Source organism: Paenibacillus sp. JQZ6Y-1 (assembly GCF_040719145.1).
In the GTDB taxonomy this organism is placed as follows: domain Bacteria; phylum Bacillota; class Bacilli; order Paenibacillales; family Paenibacillaceae; genus Saccharibacillus; species Saccharibacillus kandeliae.
Genome location: NZ_JBFDUZ010000001.1, coordinates 3,046,460 through 3,065,277 on the forward strand (window position 1 = coordinate 3,046,460; position 18,818 = coordinate 3,065,277).

The 18,818-nt window shown below is 46.0% G+C and carries 15 protein-coding genes; 7 read left to right on the forward strand and 8 right to left on the reverse strand.

Annotated features, from left to right (window positions below; genetic code table 11):
* Positions 1-133: 133 nt before the first annotated feature.
* Positions 134-1,033, reverse strand: coding sequence for a hypothetical protein (locus tag ABXR35_RS12955; protein WP_367060589.1), 900 nt, complete (start codon positions 1,031-1,033; stop codon positions 134-136).
* A 363-nt stretch (positions 1,034-1,396) separates the two neighbouring features.
* Between ABXR35_RS12955 and ABXR35_RS12960 the strand changes: the two genes are divergently transcribed.
* The 6 genes from ABXR35_RS12960 (at position 1,397) to ABXR35_RS12985 (ending at position 9,003) form a co-directional block, all read left to right on the forward strand.
* The gene (locus ABXR35_RS12960; protein ID WP_367060591.1) at positions 1,397-2,188 is read left to right on the forward strand and encodes an exodeoxyribonuclease III; all 792 of its coding nucleotides are present in this window, start codon (positions 1,397-1,399) and stop codon (positions 2,186-2,188) included.
* A gap of 238 nt (positions 2,189-2,426) precedes the next feature.
* Complete coding sequence (locus ABXR35_RS12965) at positions 2,427-3,824, forward strand: PstS family phosphate ABC transporter substrate-binding protein (protein ID WP_367060594.1); 1,398 nt, start codon at positions 2,427-2,429, stop codon at positions 3,822-3,824.
* A gap of 126 nt (positions 3,825-3,950) precedes the next feature.
* Complete coding sequence (locus ABXR35_RS12970; RefSeq protein ID WP_367060597.1) at positions 3,951-4,940, forward strand: ABC transporter substrate-binding protein; 990 nt, start codon at positions 3,951-3,953, stop codon at positions 4,938-4,940.
* A 300-nt stretch (positions 4,941-5,240) separates the two neighbouring features.
* Positions 5,241-6,590 carry an amino acid permease gene (locus ABXR35_RS12975; RefSeq protein WP_367060600.1) on the forward strand — a complete coding sequence of 450 codons (1,350 nt, stop codon included), beginning with the start codon at positions 5,241-5,243 and terminating at the stop codon, positions 6,588-6,590.
* Between the two features lie 264 nt (positions 6,591-6,854).
* On the forward strand, positions 6,855-8,150 hold the full coding sequence (locus ABXR35_RS12980; RefSeq protein WP_367060603.1) for a VanZ family protein: 1,296 nt from the start codon (positions 6,855-6,857) through the stop codon (positions 8,148-8,150).
* 88 nt (positions 8,151-8,238) lie between these two features.
* Entirely contained in the window at positions 8,239-9,003 is a 765-nt protein-coding gene (locus tag ABXR35_RS12985; protein ID WP_367060606.1) for a YdcF family protein, read from the forward strand.
* Positions 9,004-9,240: 237 nt separating this feature from the next.
* Here ABXR35_RS12985 and ABXR35_RS12990 read toward each other — a convergent pair whose 3' ends face one another.
* A complete protein-coding gene (locus ABXR35_RS12990) occupies positions 9,241-9,900 on the reverse strand; it encodes a nitroreductase family protein (RefSeq protein WP_367060609.1) in 660 nt (219 codons plus the stop codon).
* Positions 9,901-9,946: 46 nt separating this feature from the next.
* Complete coding sequence (locus ABXR35_RS12995; RefSeq protein WP_367060612.1) at positions 9,947-10,369, reverse strand: MarR family winged helix-turn-helix transcriptional regulator; 423 nt, start codon at positions 10,367-10,369, stop codon at positions 9,947-9,949.
* A gap of 315 nt (positions 10,370-10,684) precedes the next feature.
* Here ABXR35_RS12995 and ABXR35_RS13000 point away from each other — a divergent pair, with 315 nt between their 5' ends.
* Positions 10,685-11,623: an FUSC family protein gene (locus ABXR35_RS13000; RefSeq protein WP_367060615.1), complete on the forward strand. Its 939-nt coding sequence runs from the start codon at positions 10,685-10,687 to the stop codon at positions 11,621-11,623.
* Between the two features lie 240 nt (positions 11,624-11,863).
* Here ABXR35_RS13000 and ABXR35_RS13005 read toward each other — a convergent pair whose 3' ends face one another.
* The 5 genes from ABXR35_RS13005 to thrC form a co-directional block, all read right to left on the reverse strand.
* Positions 11,864-13,141 carry a beta propeller repeat protein gene (locus ABXR35_RS13005; protein ID WP_367060618.1) on the reverse strand — a complete coding sequence of 426 codons (1,278 nt, stop codon included), beginning with the start codon at positions 13,139-13,141 and terminating at the stop codon, positions 11,864-11,866.
* A gap of 490 nt (positions 13,142-13,631) precedes the next feature.
* On the reverse strand, positions 13,632-15,041 hold the full coding sequence (gene aspA, locus ABXR35_RS13010; RefSeq protein WP_367060621.1) for an aspartate ammonia-lyase: 1,410 nt from the start codon (positions 15,039-15,041) through the stop codon (positions 13,632-13,634).
* Positions 15,042-15,231: 190 nt separating this feature from the next.
* Positions 15,232-15,642 carry a GNAT family N-acetyltransferase gene (locus ABXR35_RS13015; protein WP_436669335.1) on the reverse strand — a complete coding sequence of 137 codons (411 nt, stop codon included), beginning with the start codon at positions 15,640-15,642 and terminating at the stop codon, positions 15,232-15,234.
* A gap of 74 nt (positions 15,643-15,716) precedes the next feature.
* The gene (locus ABXR35_RS13020; RefSeq protein WP_367060624.1) at positions 15,717-17,030 is read right to left on the reverse strand and encodes an SMI1/KNR4 family protein; all 1,314 of its coding nucleotides are present in this window, start codon (positions 17,028-17,030) and stop codon (positions 15,717-15,719) included.
* A gap of 248 nt (positions 17,031-17,278) precedes the next feature.
* Positions 17,279-18,679, reverse strand: coding sequence for a threonine synthase (thrC, locus tag ABXR35_RS13025; protein WP_367060627.1), 1,401 nt, complete (start codon positions 18,677-18,679; stop codon positions 17,279-17,281).
* Positions 18,680-18,818 lie beyond the last annotated feature (139 nt).

Genomic DNA, 18,818 nt, shown 5'->3' on the forward strand with positions numbered 1-18,818 from the left:
CCTGAAATGTTGAATTCACCCTTAATCTTACGGGAATCCAACGTATCATTCAATCTAAGGTATAGATATGTGTCGCCATTTGATTGCTGCTAATGTTTGCGATTCCCTGTTATCTTCTGATCTGTATGTACTGTTAGGTCAGACTGTTTAATTGAGATTCGGCGGTTTGAATATGACGGCTGATCTGTTTTTCCCAATCTTGAATCTTCTGACGCGATTGCTGCACAATAGTCATTTGCCGATACACGACTGCCAGTTGCGCTGCACCAGTAATCGCATCGCCTCTTTTCAATGCCGAACGATAGCCTTTGCGAGCCGATGTACGCAGCTTATGAGCAGCGGAGATGATCTTATTTTCAGCTGTAATTTGCTTTTTGAGTACCTGTATCGGCTCCAGCAGATCGCGCACCTTTTGTTTGCGTGCTGCTGTTTGCTTACGGGCAGAGGATAATTCGGACTTTTTGGTGTTAATTTCGGCGCGTGCAGACTGTACCTGTGCCTTGATGCGATTGCGCTGGGTGGTGAGTAATTCAGCAGTCTTGGTATTTTTGACCTTACGCGCAGCAGTGATCTGCTGCCCCAATTCCTTGTATTGCTTGAGCAGTGGTGCATGCTTGGATTCTAGCTGCTGTACAGCTGTTTGTAATGACTGAATACGGCTAGAGTCGATGGTCTGGATACGTTGTTTGACACGTTTTAGCGACGCATTATTTTGCTTACGCAGAGCGATAATCTGATCGCTTTGCAACTCTAGTACGTTTTCCAATGCTGATACACTATCATACAGCGTATCCATCCCGCTCAACGCGCTTGACCATTGATCTGCTGATGCCGTTTGCGGAATAGCCGTGTATGCACAGAGTAGCATAACGATGAACACGATCATGCCTGCTTGTACGCCTTTGCTTTTGCTGATATATCGTATCTTACATTCACTAGTCCTTGCATACTTACGCTTATGTAGATCTGTGTGATTGTCCTGCTCCATTCCTGCTGGTTGCTCATATTGCTTGTGTGTGCTTGTTTGGTTCATCATCATTAACTCCTTTTATGAATATTGGCATTACAGGTAAACCGGACAGAGCGCAATAGGATGGAGTTTTACATACAAAAAAGCACCTCCAGAACAGAAACTACGCTGTCCTGCGAGGTGCTTCGCCCGCACAAGTATTGAATTGCTTTTACTATACACGCTCTGCTTCTTCTCTGTCAAGCAAAACAAGAGCGTATGTTCGTCATTATACATCCATTGGATATGTATGTAACTATGCTATATTCTTTTCACCAATTGCACATGAATCGCTTCTCCCAAACATGTTACACTGAAAAGGATCATTCTGCATCCTATCTTAGGATACACACTTACTTTTGTCGCAATGAAGGAGAATATACATCAATGAAGCTTGTGTCTTGGAATGTAAACGGGCTGCGTGCCGCTGTCAAAAAAGGATTTAACGATTATTTCGCCGCTGTCGATGCAGATATTTTCTGTATTCAGGAAACGAAGCTACAGGCAGGTCAGATTGAATTGGATCATGGTGATCAATATCGTCAATATTGGAATTATGCAGTGAAAAAGGGCTATTCCGGCACAGCCGTCTTCACCCGCATTGCTCCCCTGTCTGTGCGTTATGGGATGGAGGAGGATTATGAGGAAGAAGGTCGTATGCTAACGCTGGAATTTGATCATTTTTATCTGATCAATGTGTATACGCCCAATGCACGCCGCGATCTGCTGCGTCTGCCGTATCGGCTGGAATGGGAGGATCGGTTCCGCGAATATGTGACTCAGCTGAATCAGATCAAGCCGGTCATCATTTGCGGAGATTTGAATGTAGCCCATGAGGAGATTGACCTCAAAAACGCACGATCCAATATTGGCAATTCTGGATTTACGTATGAGGAACGAGGCAAAATGACTACACTGCTGCAATCTGGCTTTGTCGACACCTTCCGTCACTTTTACCCGGATCGTACTGATATGTATAGCTGGTGGTCGTATATGGCGAAGGTGCGCGAACGCAATATCGGTTGGCGGATCGACTATTTTCTGGCATCCCAGCGCTTGATCCCAGCACTGCGCGATGCTCAGATTGATCATCTTATTCTCGGTAGTGATCACTGTCCGGTACTGCTGGAACTAGATGAGCAGCAATTAGCAGATTGTGCAGCAACAGCAACCTCTTAAACATACTTCACCATGTATAGAAACTATAGCCGTTCATTCCATCATCAGTACCGTTTCAGTGATACTGATTCAATAATACTCATCAGATTTTCTAAAGAATTCTAATAGTAATCAGCTAAACTACCCATAGATTGCAAATAAAACGTCCTATTTCATGTACAGCGATGCTGAGGTTGGTAGCACGATCCTTTTCAATCCATCCTCAGCTGGCTGTACCTATACATAATCAGGAGGAATCATGCATAACAAAATCATGCTCTCCATTGCACTGGGATTGATTGGTATTGCGGTATTGGGCATCATCGGTGTTGTGATTAGTGTAGTCATCCTGCTGAGGCTAGAGCAGCCGCTGATGTATATCATTTGTTTGTTTGCTGTGCTGGTATGGATTGAAATCTATATCGTCTTATCTGTCTTCCCCTCTATTGCTACTCATCGGATGTTCAAACGTCTGCTATTCATTGGGATTGCACTCTGCTTATTCACCGCTGGCGTTTACAAATTGTATACCATGTATGATGATAGCCTGATTGCCGTGAATACACAGGATGTCGATCTGAACGCCTATGATCCATTTGCTGAGCACAATCAGCTGGCTACACTCTCCCAACCGTCTACCTATCAGCTAAAGACAGGTGAATTGCCACGATTGGATGGAGCAACCGCGCTGTATCCAGTATATGCCGCCTTTGCACAGGCAGTATATCCGCGCCAAACATATGATGCGCTAGATAGTGAAGTGATGAGTGGCGGCACGGGTTCCGCTTATCAGCGTCTGATCGATGGCAATGTCGACATGATCTTTGCCGCTGCTCCTTCCGTCGGTCAACTACAATCGGCGGAAAGCAACAGTATCAAGCTATATTTGACCCCAATTGGACAAGAGGCATTTGTTTTCTTCGTGAATACCGACAATCCAGTGGATCATCTAACCTCTGAGCAGGTGAAGCAAATATATAGCGGGCAGATTACCAATTGGAAACAGGTTGGTGGCAACGACGAGAAGATTGCTGCCTTTCAGCGCCCAGAGGATAGCGGCAGTCAAGCAATGCTTCGACGCTTTATGGGTGATCGACAGATCATGGAGCCGAAGCGGAAAATGATGGCGACAGGTATGGGCGGTATGATGGAACGAGTAGAAGACTACCACAATTATGATGATGCAATCGGCTATTCGTTTCATTATTTTGCTACAGTCATGAATCCAGAGCAGCATATCAAGCTACTGGCAATTGACGGCGTATACCCGGATCAACAACACATTGCCAATGGTACTTATCCGTTGATCGCTCCCTTTTATGCAGTAACCGCTGGATACCAATATACGGGACAATGGGAGAGTGAGCAGGCAGAAGCCAAGGCATCAGAAGCAGCATCTGACAAAACCGCCTCCACCACTTCACCTCAAGATGATTCAGCTGCTACTGCTCCAACATCCAAAGATACAAAATCGCCAGCACATTCGGTCCCTACCTCCTCTGATCACGCTCTACAATTACCACCCTTCCAGAAGCTTCGCTCCTCCAATCCGCATTTGGAGCCGTTGCTACGCTGGATCTTATCACCGCAAGGGCAGGAGTTGATTCAGCAAACAGGCTATTTTCCATTGGATTCATCCAGCTATTCTACTCGCTGAATTTATCATGTGATAATCATTATCACTTATACGTATAATCGTGTATACTGTTCGTAATGGTCCATGTTTGGAGCGTATATCGTCATACCTATGGGCTAAACTTCTACCATCTGGAGGAATACCATCATGAAACGTCGTACCCAAACCACCGTGGCGGGAACGCTGATCCTGTCCCTTGCGCTACTAACAAGTGCGTGCTCTTCTGCTACTACAACTACCGACAGCACCAATGAGTCATCGTCGACTCCAGCTGCCACCCAAACGGAAACCGCATCGGAACGTACGCTCAAGGACAGCATGGGTCATGAAGTAAACATCCCTGCCAATCCACAGCGTATCATCGCTTCCTACTTGGAAGATCCACTTGTAGCATTGGGCGTAACACCAGCAGCGCAATGGTCCATCAAAGGTGGCAGTGTGCAGGATTATTTGCAGGACAAGCTGGCAAATGTGCCAACTATCTCTTCCGATCTTCCATTTGAAGCAGTCGCTAGCTTTACGCCTGATCTGCTACTGATGGATAGCGCGGAAATGGTGGAAGGTGATAAATACAATCAATATTCTGCGATTGCACCAACTTATGTAGTCGGTAATGCGGAAAATAACGATTGGCGGGAAGAATTGAAAACGGTCGGTGAAGTACTCAATAAAAGCACCGAAGCTGAAAAAGCGCTATCCGATTACGATGCCAAAGTAGCCGATGCCAAGGCTCAAATTCAGCAAAAGGTCGGTACCAAATCCGCAGCCGCCATCTGGATTAGCGGCAAAAGCGTATTTGTCGTCAATCCGAAGCTATCGAGTGGCGATGTAATGTACAATGATCTGGGCTTCAAAGTACCTGATGTTGTTACACAAGCAGCCGAAGGAAAAACCGCCAACTGGAGTTCGCTTTCACTAGAAAGCTTGTCTGCACTTGATGCAGATTATCTGTTTGTCATTATTCAGGATGGCGCCAAGCCCGATGATGGTATTAGCTCCTCCGTTTGGAACAGCATTCCTGCTGTCAAAGCAGGTCATGCCTATACATTAAGCATGAAATCCAGCTGGCTGTACACTGGCGCTGTTGCTAACTCCATGATCATCGACGATATTTTAAAAAACATCGTATCGAAATAAAACCATTGCAGTTCAAGCAAATGTGAGTAATACAGGAATCCGTACGACCGTTGGGCAGTATCGATTCCAATCGCTACCCAAAGCCACCTTTTCAAACAACCGAACCGGCATAGGAACTTGATTCAAGCTTATGCCTTGCACAGGAGCCTCAAGCGACTCTAGCATTCGGTGTGACGAAGGGTGGCTTTTTTGATAAATGGCTAATCATTTCATATCGCATTGGTCGATAATAATGTAGTATAGAGATACTTGACTGATTTAAAGCACTACTACTGTAGTCGTATTGAGGAGGATTTTAGTTTGAAAGCAACCCCTGAAGCATCATTGCAAAAAAAATTGCTGCCGCGTCATATTACGTTTATGGCAATGGGTGGCGTCATCGGAACGGGTATTTTCAAAGGTAGTTCCGAAACAATCGGCTTGGCAGGTCCGGGCGTAATTCTCACGTATATTTTTGCCGGCTTGCTACTGCTCGTTGTAATGGGCGCGATTGCTGAAATGGCAACCGTGTATCCGAATCGCAATATGAAGGACTTTATCTCGCTTGCCTTTGGTCAACGACTTGCCTTTATTGTTGGCTGGTTGTACTGCTTTATGTGGCTGGCGGTTTGCGTAATTGAAGTGATCGCTGCGGGTAGCTTCCTGCAATTCTGGTTTGCTGATACACCGCTCTGGTTGCTGAGTCTAGTGAGTGCTATCTTTGTACTGCTGGTCAATACGATGAGCGTAGGCAGATTGGGCGAGCTGGAATTCTGGCTGGCAGGTATCAAGATTGCCATGATCATTATCTTTATCATTCTGGGTGCTTGCCTGCTGTTCGGTATTATTCCTAGCAGCAATACACCGTATCTGAGCAATTTGACTGCTCACGGCGGATTTTTGCCGAATGGTTGGATGGCTGTCGTATCTGCGCTTCTGGTCGTTATGTTCTCCTATGGCGGCTCTGAGCTAATCGGTCTAACACTGACCGAGACACCAGATGCAGATAAAGTACTGCCGAAGATCGTCAAAAGCTTTATTTTGCGTATTATCCTGTTCTACACCTTGCCGATTCTGATCATCTGCGGTCTGATTCCGTGGAATCAGTTGAGCGGTCAAGACAGCCCATTTGTACAGGTACTAACAGCAACCGGTTTGCAGGGTGCTGCTCATATTATTAACTTTATTCTGGTGACTGCGGTATTGTCGGCAGCGAATTCTGGTATTTATGGTGCGACTCGGATGCTACACTCTATGGCAACCAACAATGAAGCACCAGCTCTGCTAGCCAAAACAAGCCGTCGCGGCGTTCCGGTTAACAGTCTGATTTTATGTGCGGTGATTTTGCTAATTGGCGCATGGCTTGCTTATGTCGCTCAAGATCAAGTATTTGGTATTCTGATTGCCGTACCGGGCTTTGTTGTACTGCTCGTATGGATTAGTATTTGCCTGTCTCAGCTGAAGCTGCGCAAACAGTATCCAGTGGAGCCGAAATTCCGTATTTGGGGCTACCCGTACATCTCCGGTTTAACAGCGATCTGTCTGTTCGTTATTGCTATCCTATTCCTGTTTGATGCCAATAATCGCATTAGTATCGGTGCATGTATCATCTTCTTGATCGTACTGCTGATCAGTGCCTTCTTCAAATTCCGCGGAAAATCGCAAGCATAACGATAGTATCTCTATAATCAAATATAACTGCCTGTTTTGCCGTCTGGCATGACAGGCAGTTTTTGTTTTGTACAAAATGAAAATGATAACGGTATGAACGTTCGGTTACTGATCCGTCTACGCATGCAGTAGATGCAGGCTGGCATTTGTGATAAATTGCTGTACAATGATAGGAATGATCCTCCATTGCCGACGTTGAAATTGACATGTACATTCGGCAAGAACAGGACACATTTCACTATGGCTGTGGCAGGTGTAATGATAATGGTGGACGCTTATTTTCGACCAATCCTCTATGCTTTTATTGCTTTTCCGCTGGCAGCAGCTTTATTTACGCTGCCTTTTTTAGTATATCAATATCGTCGGTATGGCTATATTCATGTGGTACGGGCGATCACGCTGTATACATGCCTGCTGTATTTGATGAATGCGTATTTTTTGGTGATTTTGCCGTTTCCATCGACTCGACATAACGCTGCACTAGCGGGTGGAGATATGCAGCTTGTGCCCTTTCAGTTTGTGAGTGATTTTTTAAAGGAAACTTCCGTTTCGCTAGAGCACCCGGCAACCTATCTTCATATATTTCGCGAGCGCGCCTTCTGGCAGGTCATATTTAATATTTTGCTAACCGTGCCATTTGGGATGCTGCTGCGCTATTATTTTCACCGTGGCTGGTTGGGTGCGATGTGCTGGTCGTTTCTGCTATCGCTATCGTTTGAAGTCACACAGTTGACGGGCATTTACGGTATTTATGATCATGCGTATCGAATTTTCGACGTGGACGATCTGATCTGCAATACATTTGGCGGGATGATTGGCTTCTTGATAGCAGCATGGATTTCAGAGCATTTGCCTAATGTTCGACAGCTAGATGCGCGTGTGGACCGTTCTAAGCGGCGAGTGACCTATACGCGGCGCGGGCTTGCCTTTCTGATTGACAATCTGCTCTGCTCCATCCTGCTGTCGATCCTATCGGCACTAGATATTCCTCTATCATTCTGGGTAGCAACGGGAGCCTACTTTATGCTGCTGACGTATGCTACGAATGGTATAACACCGGGCAAATGGATCGTGCGCATCCAACTCGTCAGCGATATAGAGCATAAACCGGATAACCCACAACGTATTCCGCTGTATTCGCTAATGATACGTTATGGGCTACTGTACTGGGGATTCTTCGGATTGCAGCGATTACTCAATTTGCCATTTTCACAAGGCTATCCATCGCGGCTGGAAGCGATTGTGTATCTGTTGATTTTGTTTGTGTTAAACGTCGGCTTTTTCCTGCATCTGGTGACACGCTTGTTCCATAAAGGCTCCTTGATGTTTTATGAACAATGGAGTCATACATCACACCGAATTATGTGGCCGACTGTCGGACGGATCGAAGCGTCCCATTCGGATACTAGAGAAGTATGGGACGCTAGCAATGTACCTGCTATAGACGTATCATCCTCTGATGATGAACAATACGCGCAAAGCAACGATACAACACAAGGTGACAATACAACGCAATCTACCGATGATGATTCATCCAAAGTAGACAAATCCAGCAAATAGCTTGTACACGCATATGCTAAACCTTGTCATCTCTTGATCTTGATACGTTCACACATTTACTTGAATCCAACCGGAAGGCGGTTTTTGCTTGTTATATGTTGTTAAATTTCTGTACAGTTTTATTCTGCCACCGGGCTTGTTCGTTATTCTACTGCTGCTTATGACGATCTGGCTGTGGAAAATTCATACTACTGCAGCCTGTGTATTGCTTGGTCTGAATGTGCTGCTATATCTGTCGATGATTCCACTCATTGCCGATACGTTGATTGGCAGTCTGGAGCATACGTATCCACAGCCAAAGCAGGCTACCGTACAATCTAGCAGCGATGTAATCGTTGTACTGGGCGGTGGCGCGACCAGTGGAACACCAGATATGAATGGCACTGGTAACTTATCCGGTGCAGCAGGCAATCGACTGATTACAGCGATGCGTCTGTATCGCGAAACCGGATTGCCGATTATTTTCTCCGGTGGTCAGGTATTCTCGGATAGCGGCAATGAGGCGGATATTGCGCGTCGCCAGCTTATAGCGATGGGCGTGCCAGAACAGGATGTAATCGCTGAGAATGCGTCGCTCAATACCGAGCAAAATGCTGCCAATACGTCGAAACTGCTCAAACAGCATCATTGGAGTAAGCCAGTGCTTATCACTTCTGCCATGCACATGGAGCGTTCGGTGATTGAATTTGAACGTGCAGGCTGGAATGTACTTCCGTATCCAACCGATTATTGGACCAGCACGCCGCGCGCGCTATATGTCAGTAAGTTTGCCCCTTCCGGCAGCTCCATGAATGCGTTCAGTTCTGCTTGTAAAGAGTATCTTGGTATGATGGTGGCTAAATTCAGACTGTGATGTACGATTGAGCTGTCAGACAAAATAGTAAGTGCAAAGTAATACAATATGTAGCATGCTTACATCTCAGTTCAAGCTTCACCATGTCACCCTATAGCTTGCATAAATACGATATGGACCGCATCAATAGCAAAAAGAGAATGCGAATGACAAATTCCACTTCCTGCACTCACCATTCAGCGAGTGCAAGGAAAAAGGAATCGTCGATTCGCATTCTCTTTTTTATTTCAAATATGCTTATTTAAATTCAGCGATCATGTCCAGTGGCAGACGCATCGAAGGGTAGCCTTCATTTGCTGCTTTACCCATGGATACCAGCATAACTGGTACATAACGTTCTTTGTCCATGCCGTACATTTCAGCTACTTGCTCTTTGTCATAACCACCGATTGGGTTAGTGTCATAACCATGTGCACGAGCAACCATCATCAGCTGCATTGCAACCAGACCGCTGTCGATCAGAGCGATTTCTTTGCGAGCTTCACGGGACAGCTGCTCATAATAACCAAGTGCGAATGGCAGCTGACGTTCTTTTACTTCAGCTGGCATATAGCCCAGTTCAACTGCTTTGTTGAAAATATACTCTGCATTCTCTTCATGTTGCAGGTCAGCGAAGATAGCTACAACTGCTGCTGCAGTCTCAACCTGATGCGCATTGAATTTTGCCAGTGGCAGCAATTGTGCTTTGGCTTCTTCACTTTGAACAACAACGAAGCGCCAAGGTTGCAGGTTGATCGAGGACGGTGCACGTGTAGTCTCAGTCAGGATGTCGTTCATTTCCTCGCGGCTGATTTTCACTTCTGGGTCGTAACTTTTAATAGAACGACGTTCCAGAGCGATTTTGGCAAAATCATTACTTGGTGTTACTGCGTTTGTTGTATTGTTTGTAGTTGTCATTGGGTTTCTCTCCTTTTAATCTCTGTATCGTTTCATTTCCTAAGGCTTACATATGTTCGATATTGGCATTGATGCGTTGTAGCATACTCGATAGTTGCTGTTGTTCCTGCTCATTAAAACCACTCAGCATCTGCTCTACGTATTGCTCACGCTCCTGACGAAAAGATATAATCTTCTCTCGTCCCATATCGGTTAACTGCACAAGCGTAATACGATTGTCTTGCGGATTGCTGCGTCGAACGACGATCTGCTCTACTTCCAGCTGCTTGAGATGGCGGGTAATCGCGGCATGATCGATACCGACTAGCTTTTGCAGCGAGCTTTGACTAATCTCGTCCGATTGGTAGAGATGACAAAGCAATTGCAATCGCGATGCACTGATACCAGCACACTTTTCAAACGTACACGATAGCTGGCGTTGAAGTCCCTGTATCTGATACAATATATCCTCTGATGATGACTGCGACACAAGTCTTCTCCCCTTTCTGTCTGTACGCTGATAATACTAGATGATGAAATGGTCATTATATGAATCTGTGACCCATCAATCATTGACATATCAAATAATAACACAAATTAGATAGGTTTGCAATTAGTATTATAAAAAATAAATTGCTAAAAATGTAATTGTTCCTCTATCCCGTTTACAATACCAATAGACCAAAATCTTATATTGACTATTTATATACATGCAGGATCAACTTCATAGACAAGATTGGGGTAATCCATTATAGTATAAATCCACTATTCAAGCCGGAATATCAGGAAGGAATCGATTGAAACTATGAAATTTGCAATTGGTATGCGTAATATTAAAACTGCTCTAGCCGTATTGACCTGCTTGCTGATCTCGCAGGTATTCAGTCTGGAGTATCCATTTTATGCGGTCATTGCTACGATTATTGCGATGGAGAACTCGGTTACGAACTCCTATACCGTCGGCAAAAATCGAGTGATGGGTACGATTGTCGGTGCTGTGATCGGAATAGCATTCGCTCTCGTCGATCCGCATAGTGCCGCGTTTTCCGCTGTCGGTATTGTCGTTGTCATTTACATTTGCAATCTGCTCAAATGGAATAAATCCGTCTCCATTGCCAGCATTGTATTTCTGGCGATTATGCTCAATCTCCGACCGGGCGAAAATCCTTGGTTTTACGGGATGAATCGGGTACTGGATACACTGATCGGTATTGGCGTAGCGGTAGTGATCAACTATCTGGTCTTTCCGCCCAATCATGAGCGTAATATGGAGCAGCGACGCAAAATTCTACGTCAACGTCTTACAGTGCTATCACACGAATTGCTTGCCGAAGGCGGTGGTGTACATATCAGCTCGCTGAAAAAGGATATGTCTGAATTAGAGAAGGTGTATGAAATCTACACCTCTGAATTCCATCTGAATAAGAAGAAACGCACGATTATGGATCATCTGGAAGAGGAAATCGATATTTATCACAATACGTATTCGCATATGCGGATGCTACGATTACTGACAGATGAACCACCGCAAGCCGTGGAAGAAAAGCCACAGGTGGATTTCAAATTCAGCTCTCCTCCCGCTCGTCCGCTGACCATGCACGGTGAGGATTTACTTATGATCTATCGGTATCATGTACGCTGCATTTTGCAGGATTTGAATCAGCTTGGATTGATGCTACCCGCTCGCATCGCACCACCGCTAAATTTGCGTAAAGAGCTGTCTGCGGAGCGCAAGCAATCGTAGCTAGAGCTTATTGAAGATGGAGAATGTTCCTATTAAAAGAGAAGGCTACCTACAAAATAAGAAATGACGGGCGAATTATTACCGATGTTTCGGAGTACTGTCAGTTTCCATTCCCTATCAAAGCATAACAAAAAAGCACAATCGTCCGCAGCATATGCCGCTGCGAACACGATTGTGCTTTTTATATTCGTGCTCACTTACACTTCTCGTCACTGTCACGAAAAAGTATACGGTACGAAATCACTTACGAATATCGGCTGCCTTCACCCGCAAAATTTGACCAGCAGATGCTGCCAGTGGCTCGGTATCTGTACCCAATCCAAAGTAGAAGTCACCGTTTAACTCTTCCAGCGACTTGGCATACGTCCCTTTTTCAAATTGCAGTAGCTGCGACCAGTTTTTTAGATTGCGTGTTTTGTACACACGGTTCACATAGCTGCCATCGCTTTGTTTTGTATAGGTCAGCACATACAGCACATTATTACGCACAATCATGTCGGTTGGCAATGCTTTGCGATCCGGTAGTGTAATGCGGCGAGCGTTGTTAATGTCTTTGGCAGCGATCAGCGCTTCCGGCATCGTTTGCGCATCATTGTACAATTCACCAGCGATATAGACCAATTGATTATTTAGAACCACCGTTTTGCTAATACGATTGTATGGCGTTTTGCCGGGTTCCTGCACAAATTTCATCCCGGGCAGGATGTTTTTGCCGTTGATTTTTTGCTGAGTGACCTTCAGGTTCTTATCGATGGACAGTACATGGGTTTCGTCGCCCCAGATCTCGTTATCCGGCATAATAATAGCAGCAGCGTACAGTTTACCTTTGAATTGGAAGAACTTGTACGCACGGCTACCATAGCCATCGATTTCCGCTAGCTTGTCCCATGTTTTGCCGTTATCGTTAGACACCATCACCATCGGCGTTTGCTCAGTGCCTATAGCGGCGAACATTTTACCCTGATAATACGCCAGATCATACACATGTAGTGCGTCTGGAATATTCTGATACTCGGTCCACGATTCGCCGTTCAGCTCGTAAAAATTACCGTACTTCCAGCCCGGCACGATGGAATCATTGCCCGGTATGTAGAGCTTGCCTTTCATAATTTTAAAAGTATCGATCTGCTCGTCGTCAGTGACTTCACGAGTTGTTTGCTTGCCTGTTTTGGCATTGGTGGAAATGACTTTTTGGGTAACGAACTTGTCAGAAGACGGATCGTAATAAATGACCGGAATCGGACCTGCATTGGGCGAAGGACCGGAATTGCTGCTGTTACCGCTACCCAGATAGATTTTGCCATCAAATACTTGCATATCCCATACATTACGCGCATATGGTTCGCTTTTGAATGGCTGCCCCAGATTTTCCAGCTTAGAAGTGACATCCGATTTAACAGTTGCCGCTACAGCGGTCGGTGCGCCAGTATATCCAGATAGTGAAGCGCTACCAGCAAGCAGCGCAGCAGATAGGCTAATAGTCAATACAGGTTTCATCCAGTTCTTTTGCATATTCATAAACTCATTCCTTCCATTGGTCAATGTAATGATAGACGTGAATCAGTTAATTAAATATCCCTCCGTTCCTTTATTGTTCACAGCTGCCAAAGGATCATTTGCACCGCTATCTTGCCTTGGAGCCGCCGCCAGTACAGGCGTGGTTTCTACATGCACTATATCATATCTGCCAGTAAGAAGCTAAAATATTGCCGTCATTCCGGCATTGTGGGCAAGCAACAGTTGTGTCTGATTTCTGTTTGCTGCATTTACTTTCTTGTAGATAATCATCACACTATATGCAAAAAAAGCCTGCCCTTGAAGTAGGACAGGCTTTTCCCAACGTATGTTACCATCGGAATAATAGCGATTTACAATCATGCTCGATCCATACCTCTTTTGGAAGGTATTCGCTAGTTTGATCTTACAATGGCTGTTCTTACTTACAGCAAGTCATTTCCCTGCTAATCCAGCTATAGACACATTCAGATCAGAATCTACACCTTTTCCGCTACTCGCGGTGCAGCAATTCTTCCCCGGCAATACCCGGTTCTGTCATTTGATACGGATCAAGGATAATATTCAGCTCATCCTCAGTCAGTACGTTGTACAGCAGGCACAGCTCGCGTACCGACTTGCCCGTTTGAATCGCTTCGCGGGCGATCCGCGATACGACTTCATAACCAAGATGCGGATTCAGTGCGGTAATGATACCAACGCTGCGCTCCACATATTCGCGGCAACGGTCGACATTTGCCTGAATCCCATCCACGCAATGCAGACGGAATACGGTAAAGCCCTGCTTCATAATCTCCAGCGATTGTAGCAGATTGTACACCAGCACTGGCTCCATAACGTTGAGTTCCATTTGACCTGCTTCGGAAGCCAGACAGATCGTATGATCGTTACCAATGACCTGAAAAGCAATTTGGTTGACGACTTCGCACATCACCGGATTGACCTTACCCGGCATAATCGACGAACCCGGCTGACGAGCAGGCAGGCTTAGCTCGTTTAAACCTGCATACGGTCCTGATGCCATCAGACGAATATCGTTTGCCACTTTGGACATATTCATCATACAAATTTTCAGGGCTGCGGATACTTCGGTATACGCGTCCGTATTCTGTGTAGCATCGACCAGATGATCCGATGCTGCCAGCGAGAAGCCGCTAATATCAGCAAGAATCTCAGCGACGCGTGTAATATACCGACGGTCGGCGTTCAGACCAGTACCGACAGCGGTTGCGCCCATATTGATATGCAGCAGATTTTCGCGCGTATTTTCCACACGCACGATGTCACGACCGAGTACACGAGCATACGACTGGAATTCCTGACCGAGACGAATCGGTACGGCATCCTGCAAATGGGTACGTCCCATTTTGATAACGGTATCGAATTCGTCTGCTTTTGCCTGAAATGACTTCTGCAGCTCACGCATCGCGACTAGCAGCTGCTCGATCATCGACAGGGTAGCGATATGAATCGCAGTTGGGAACGCATCGTTGGTCGACTGCGCCATATTCACATGGTTATTCGGGCTAATATGAACATAATCGCCCTTGTCCTTACCCATAATTTCCAATGCACGGTTGGCAATGACTTCGTTGGTATTCATATTAATCGATGTTCCGGCTCCGCCTTGAATGGGGTCCACGATAAATTGCTCAATCCAGCGGCCTTCCAGAATCTCGTCAGCAGCCTGTACAATCGCTTCACCTTTCGGTCCGTACAGACGGGATAGTTCCATATTGGCAAGGGCTGCGCCTTTTTTGACCATCGCCATCGCCCGAATCAGCTCCGGGTGCAGCTTTTGACCAGTAATCGGGAAGTTTTCTACTGCCCGCAGCGTCTGGATGCCATAATACGCTTCATCAGGAACTTCTTTGGTGCCTAGAAAATCTTTTTCTACTCTCACAACGCATTCCTCCGGCTGTATGGGAGCGACAAATGTGCAGACGGTACTCGGAAGCACTACTACAAGGCATTCGCCACATCCCGATTTCGTTTCACAACAACAGTCCTATTATACGACCAGCCTCTCTCCCGTGCCAGTACAAAGCAAAATTATTCCGATAGCTTGTGCAACTGACGATAGGTACGACAGCTTATGAAGATAAAGGTTGCCTCAGCCACATGCCTAGCGATGCTGGCGCAGCGTATTCAAATCCAAACTGTGCATATAGCCGATCTGCTGGTACATCAGCGAACAGCGAAGCCATCGCACGCGGCGGCATATGTTGCTTCAAATACGCTGTAATTTCGCCCATGATCACTTTGCCATATCCTCTACCCTGATAATCTGGGTGCACAGCAATATCGCTCACTAGAAAGAACAGTCCGCCATCGCCTACAACACGTCCCATACCAATCGCTTCTCCCTGTTCTTCCAGCACAACGGCAAACAGACTGAGCGGCAATCCCTTCTCCGCTCCTTCTCGGCTCATCTCGCTCAAGCCCGAAATTTGACGCAAATGCAAATACTCCTCAATCGACGGAATGCGATGCTGAATGTTCACGATAACGATCCCCTTTTCTGAGTTGAATAATATATCAATCTATCATTGGTGTATTCGTTTATTTGTTCATTTATTTATTTGTTTAATACATCTATAGCACAATTCACTAGATTTTTTTCCTTTTTCGTTACCGCCTTTTCCAATTGGTGCGTTAGCAATTCCAGTGTATGTTGTATTTGATCCGGTTCGTGGAACATAGTTTGTACATTCTCTATCATTGCCAGCGCGCTCATGACCACCTGACGCTGCACCGTACTGCCACCTAGCCATTGCCAGATGTCCTCTACTGCTGGCTCAGAGCAAGCAAACAGTCGATCCCAACCATCGTACGGATAGCTGACACGCTTATCCTGCCACATCCAGTTCAGCACTTCACGACTATGAAATGGCTTGAGCCAGCTATTCGCCATATATCCGCTTAAACGACCCGATTGCTCCATCTGCTCCAATTCAGCATAGATGCGCTGCAAGCCTTCTTGCTCAGGCAAGCAGTGCGCTGTCATATACGCCAGTACCGCTGAATTGATACGCTGATCCAACGGGGCTGCCCATAGCTCACGTACCCAATCTGCTGCCACCGCGCCGCAAATGCTTGCTGTATGCTCCATAAGACCGTTGCGCAGATGAGTATCCGTTTCCTGCTGAATCCGCTTAATCCATGCTGCCAGCACCTCCTGCGGGGGAAATGCAGCAAATGCTTGCTGTAACGCTAGATCGTGGCTATCATTCATCTCTGCATATCGAATCAATGATTCCAATTGCTGACTCGCCTGCTCTAGCGTCAAATGGACATAATCGTGCATCCATTGTCGCCAGCGCTGCGCATGAGCACAATGAATATTCAGACCGCTATGATCAACAAAATGCTCATATTGCCATGATTCTGCCCCTATGCCATATAGTGCTGTAATCCGCTGCAAGAAGGCTGTCAGCGAACTCGCCAGCAGCTGAAACTCTCCTGTTTCATGATTCCAGCTTAATACAGCGGGACGCTCGGCATCATTCAGATCCAGTACGAGACTATCACCATTTCCGGCATGATAAAAGATCAAATACCGTCGCTGCTCCGGTGAATGCTCATCCTCAGACCACATCTCTACAAAATCCAGCACCTCTAGCGACCAGCCCACATCGCCCGCCAAGCCGAAAGGAACCATCTGTTCAGACGGAAGATACCAGATTACCGAGACTTCGCTCGCTCCGGTGATCAGCAATTCTCTCAATTCCGTCGGTAGAGTCAGCTCCAGCTGCTGTTCTATCTGCTCTACTTGCTGCACATCGGCGACCGATTTAAAATGAAACGCCGTATCTGCTCCCCGTTGCTTCAATTGCTCCACTACTGTTTCCGATTGCTGCCGCCATGCGGCAAATGCTTGTTGCAGTGTCATTGTTATTCCTCCGTCATGTTCGCCAGCATGAATAGGATCTTGCTTAGGGCATGCTGTATGCTGCCAACGTTCTCATGTATCATTCATTGTCTGTTATTATACTATGCCTTGTCCCACTGCCCAACGTCAAAAAAGCCGCAGTACAATGACTGCGGCTTGAAGTGCCGACTATCGGCAAGAATGAATGGATAAAAGGATACAATAATGAAGCAATCGATGAAGCAATCATCGTTAGATGTGAATCATCTTTATACTTGCAGTGCGTAGAACGATTCTAGCTGACGAACCACTTCGTCTTGATCGTAGTCGATCACCGTTTGATGCTGCGGCATATCGAACAGCGCTTGAATCGGCTCTGGGAATTCCTGTTTGATCTGACAGAGCACAATCGCTTCGTCAAATTTGGCAGGATGTGCGGTTGCCAGTGTAACACATACTTCGTCTTCGCCATTGTGCTGCTCATACGCAGCGATACCACAAGCAGTATGCGGATCAAGCAAATAGTTGTATTCCGCATGATATTTGCCGATTTCCTCCAAGCACTCCTCGTTGGAAGCGCCATGTGCAGCAAAGTCGCGCTGTACCTGCTCCAGATCGGCACCAGACAGTACGATTTTACCGTCTGTTTGCAGCTGCTGCATATACGCAGATACTTTGGCTGCATCCTCATTCAGGAAATAATACAGATAGCGTTCAAAGTTACTCGCCACCTGAATATCCATCGATGGACTGTGTGTGCTGCGGAAGTCGCCCGGCTTGTATTCGCCCGTTTTCACAAAACGCTCTAAAATATTGTTTTCATTCGTCGCAATGATCAGGCGGTTGATGGGCAATCCCATTTGCTTCGCCAAATAACCGGAGAAAATATTACCAAAGTTACCGGATGGTACACAGATGTTGATGTTGCGACCATTCGCACCCTCTTGCGCACGGAAGTAGGCGTAGAAGTAATACACCGTTTGCGCCAGAATGCGCACAAAGTTAATGGAGTTGATTGCCCGCAGATGATGCTGCTTTTTGAATGGCAGATCGCCGAACAGATCTTTGATTACTTTTTGACAATCATCGAAGTTGCCTTTGACTGACAGATTCAGCACATTGCTGTCATTCACTGTCGTCATTTGCAGTTCCTGTACTTTGCTGACACGGTTGTGTGGATGCAAAATACAGATTTTGATGCCTTCCTTGCCACGTACACCCTGAATCGCCGCGGCTCCTGTATCACCAGAGGTTGCACCCAGAATATGAATCACTTCACCATATTTTTGCGACATATACGAATACAGCTCACCCATGAATTGCAGCGCTACATCTTTGAAAGCAAAGGTAGGACCGTGGAACAGCTCCATAATATACAGAGAATCATTAATGCGGCTAACGGGTGCTACTTCCGGGTGACGGAAATTAGCATAACTGCGCTCAGCCAGCTCACGCAGATCCGCAGCAGGAATTTCATCATTTACATACAGGGCGAATACTTGCAGAAACAGATCGACATAGCTCAGCTTGCTCCACTGTTCCAGCGTTTCGGCAGATACAGTAGGTACCTGTTCCGGTATCATCAGACCGCCATCATCGGCAAGTCCCATTAGTACAGTATCGATAAATCCTTTTGGCTCAACCTGTCCTCTAGTACTGATATACTTCATATTTCTCCCCCAGTTAGCTGTAGTATTCATCACTTTGATGCACTTTGATTCATTATGAAAAATTATTAATTTCTATCATACCCTGTCATGGAGTTGCTTCCAAGCATTAATTTGCTAAAGTTTTATCAATTCCGCATAT

What these genes read in the sequence shown, in the direction of transcription:
- ABXR35_RS13020 (WP_367060624.1), bottom strand. Translation starts at nt 17,030, where the DNA reads ATGACACTGCAACAAGCATTTGCCGCATGGCGGCAGCAATCGGAAACA.
- ABXR35_RS12965 (WP_367060594.1), top strand. Translation starts at nt 2,427, where the DNA reads ATGCATAACAAAATCATGCTCTCCATTGCACTGGGATTGATTGGTATT.
- ABXR35_RS12990 (WP_367060609.1), bottom strand. Translation starts at nt 9,900, where the DNA reads ATGACAACTACAAACAATACAACAAACGCAGTAACACCAAGTAATGAT.
- thrC (WP_367060627.1), bottom strand. Translation starts at nt 18,679, where the DNA reads ATGAAGTATATCAGTACTAGAGGACAGGTTGAGCCAAAAGGATTTATC.
- ABXR35_RS12960 (WP_367060591.1), top strand. Translation starts at nt 1,397, where the DNA reads ATGAAGCTTGTGTCTTGGAATGTAAACGGGCTGCGTGCCGCTGTCAAA.
- ABXR35_RS12970 (WP_367060597.1), top strand. Translation starts at nt 3,951, where the DNA reads ATGAAACGTCGTACCCAAACCACCGTGGCGGGAACGCTGATCCTGTCC.
- ABXR35_RS13000 (WP_367060615.1), top strand. Translation starts at nt 10,685, where the DNA reads ATGAAATTTGCAATTGGTATGCGTAATATTAAAACTGCTCTAGCCGTA.
- ABXR35_RS12980 (WP_367060603.1), top strand. Translation starts at nt 6,855, where the DNA reads ATGGTGGACGCTTATTTTCGACCAATCCTCTATGCTTTTATTGCTTTT.
- ABXR35_RS13005 (WP_367060618.1), bottom strand. Translation starts at nt 13,141, where the DNA reads ATGAATATGCAAAAGAACTGGATGAAACCTGTATTGACTATTAGCCTA.
- ABXR35_RS12955 (WP_367060589.1), bottom strand. Translation starts at nt 1,033, where the DNA reads ATGAACCAAACAAGCACACACAAGCAATATGAGCAACCAGCAGGAATG.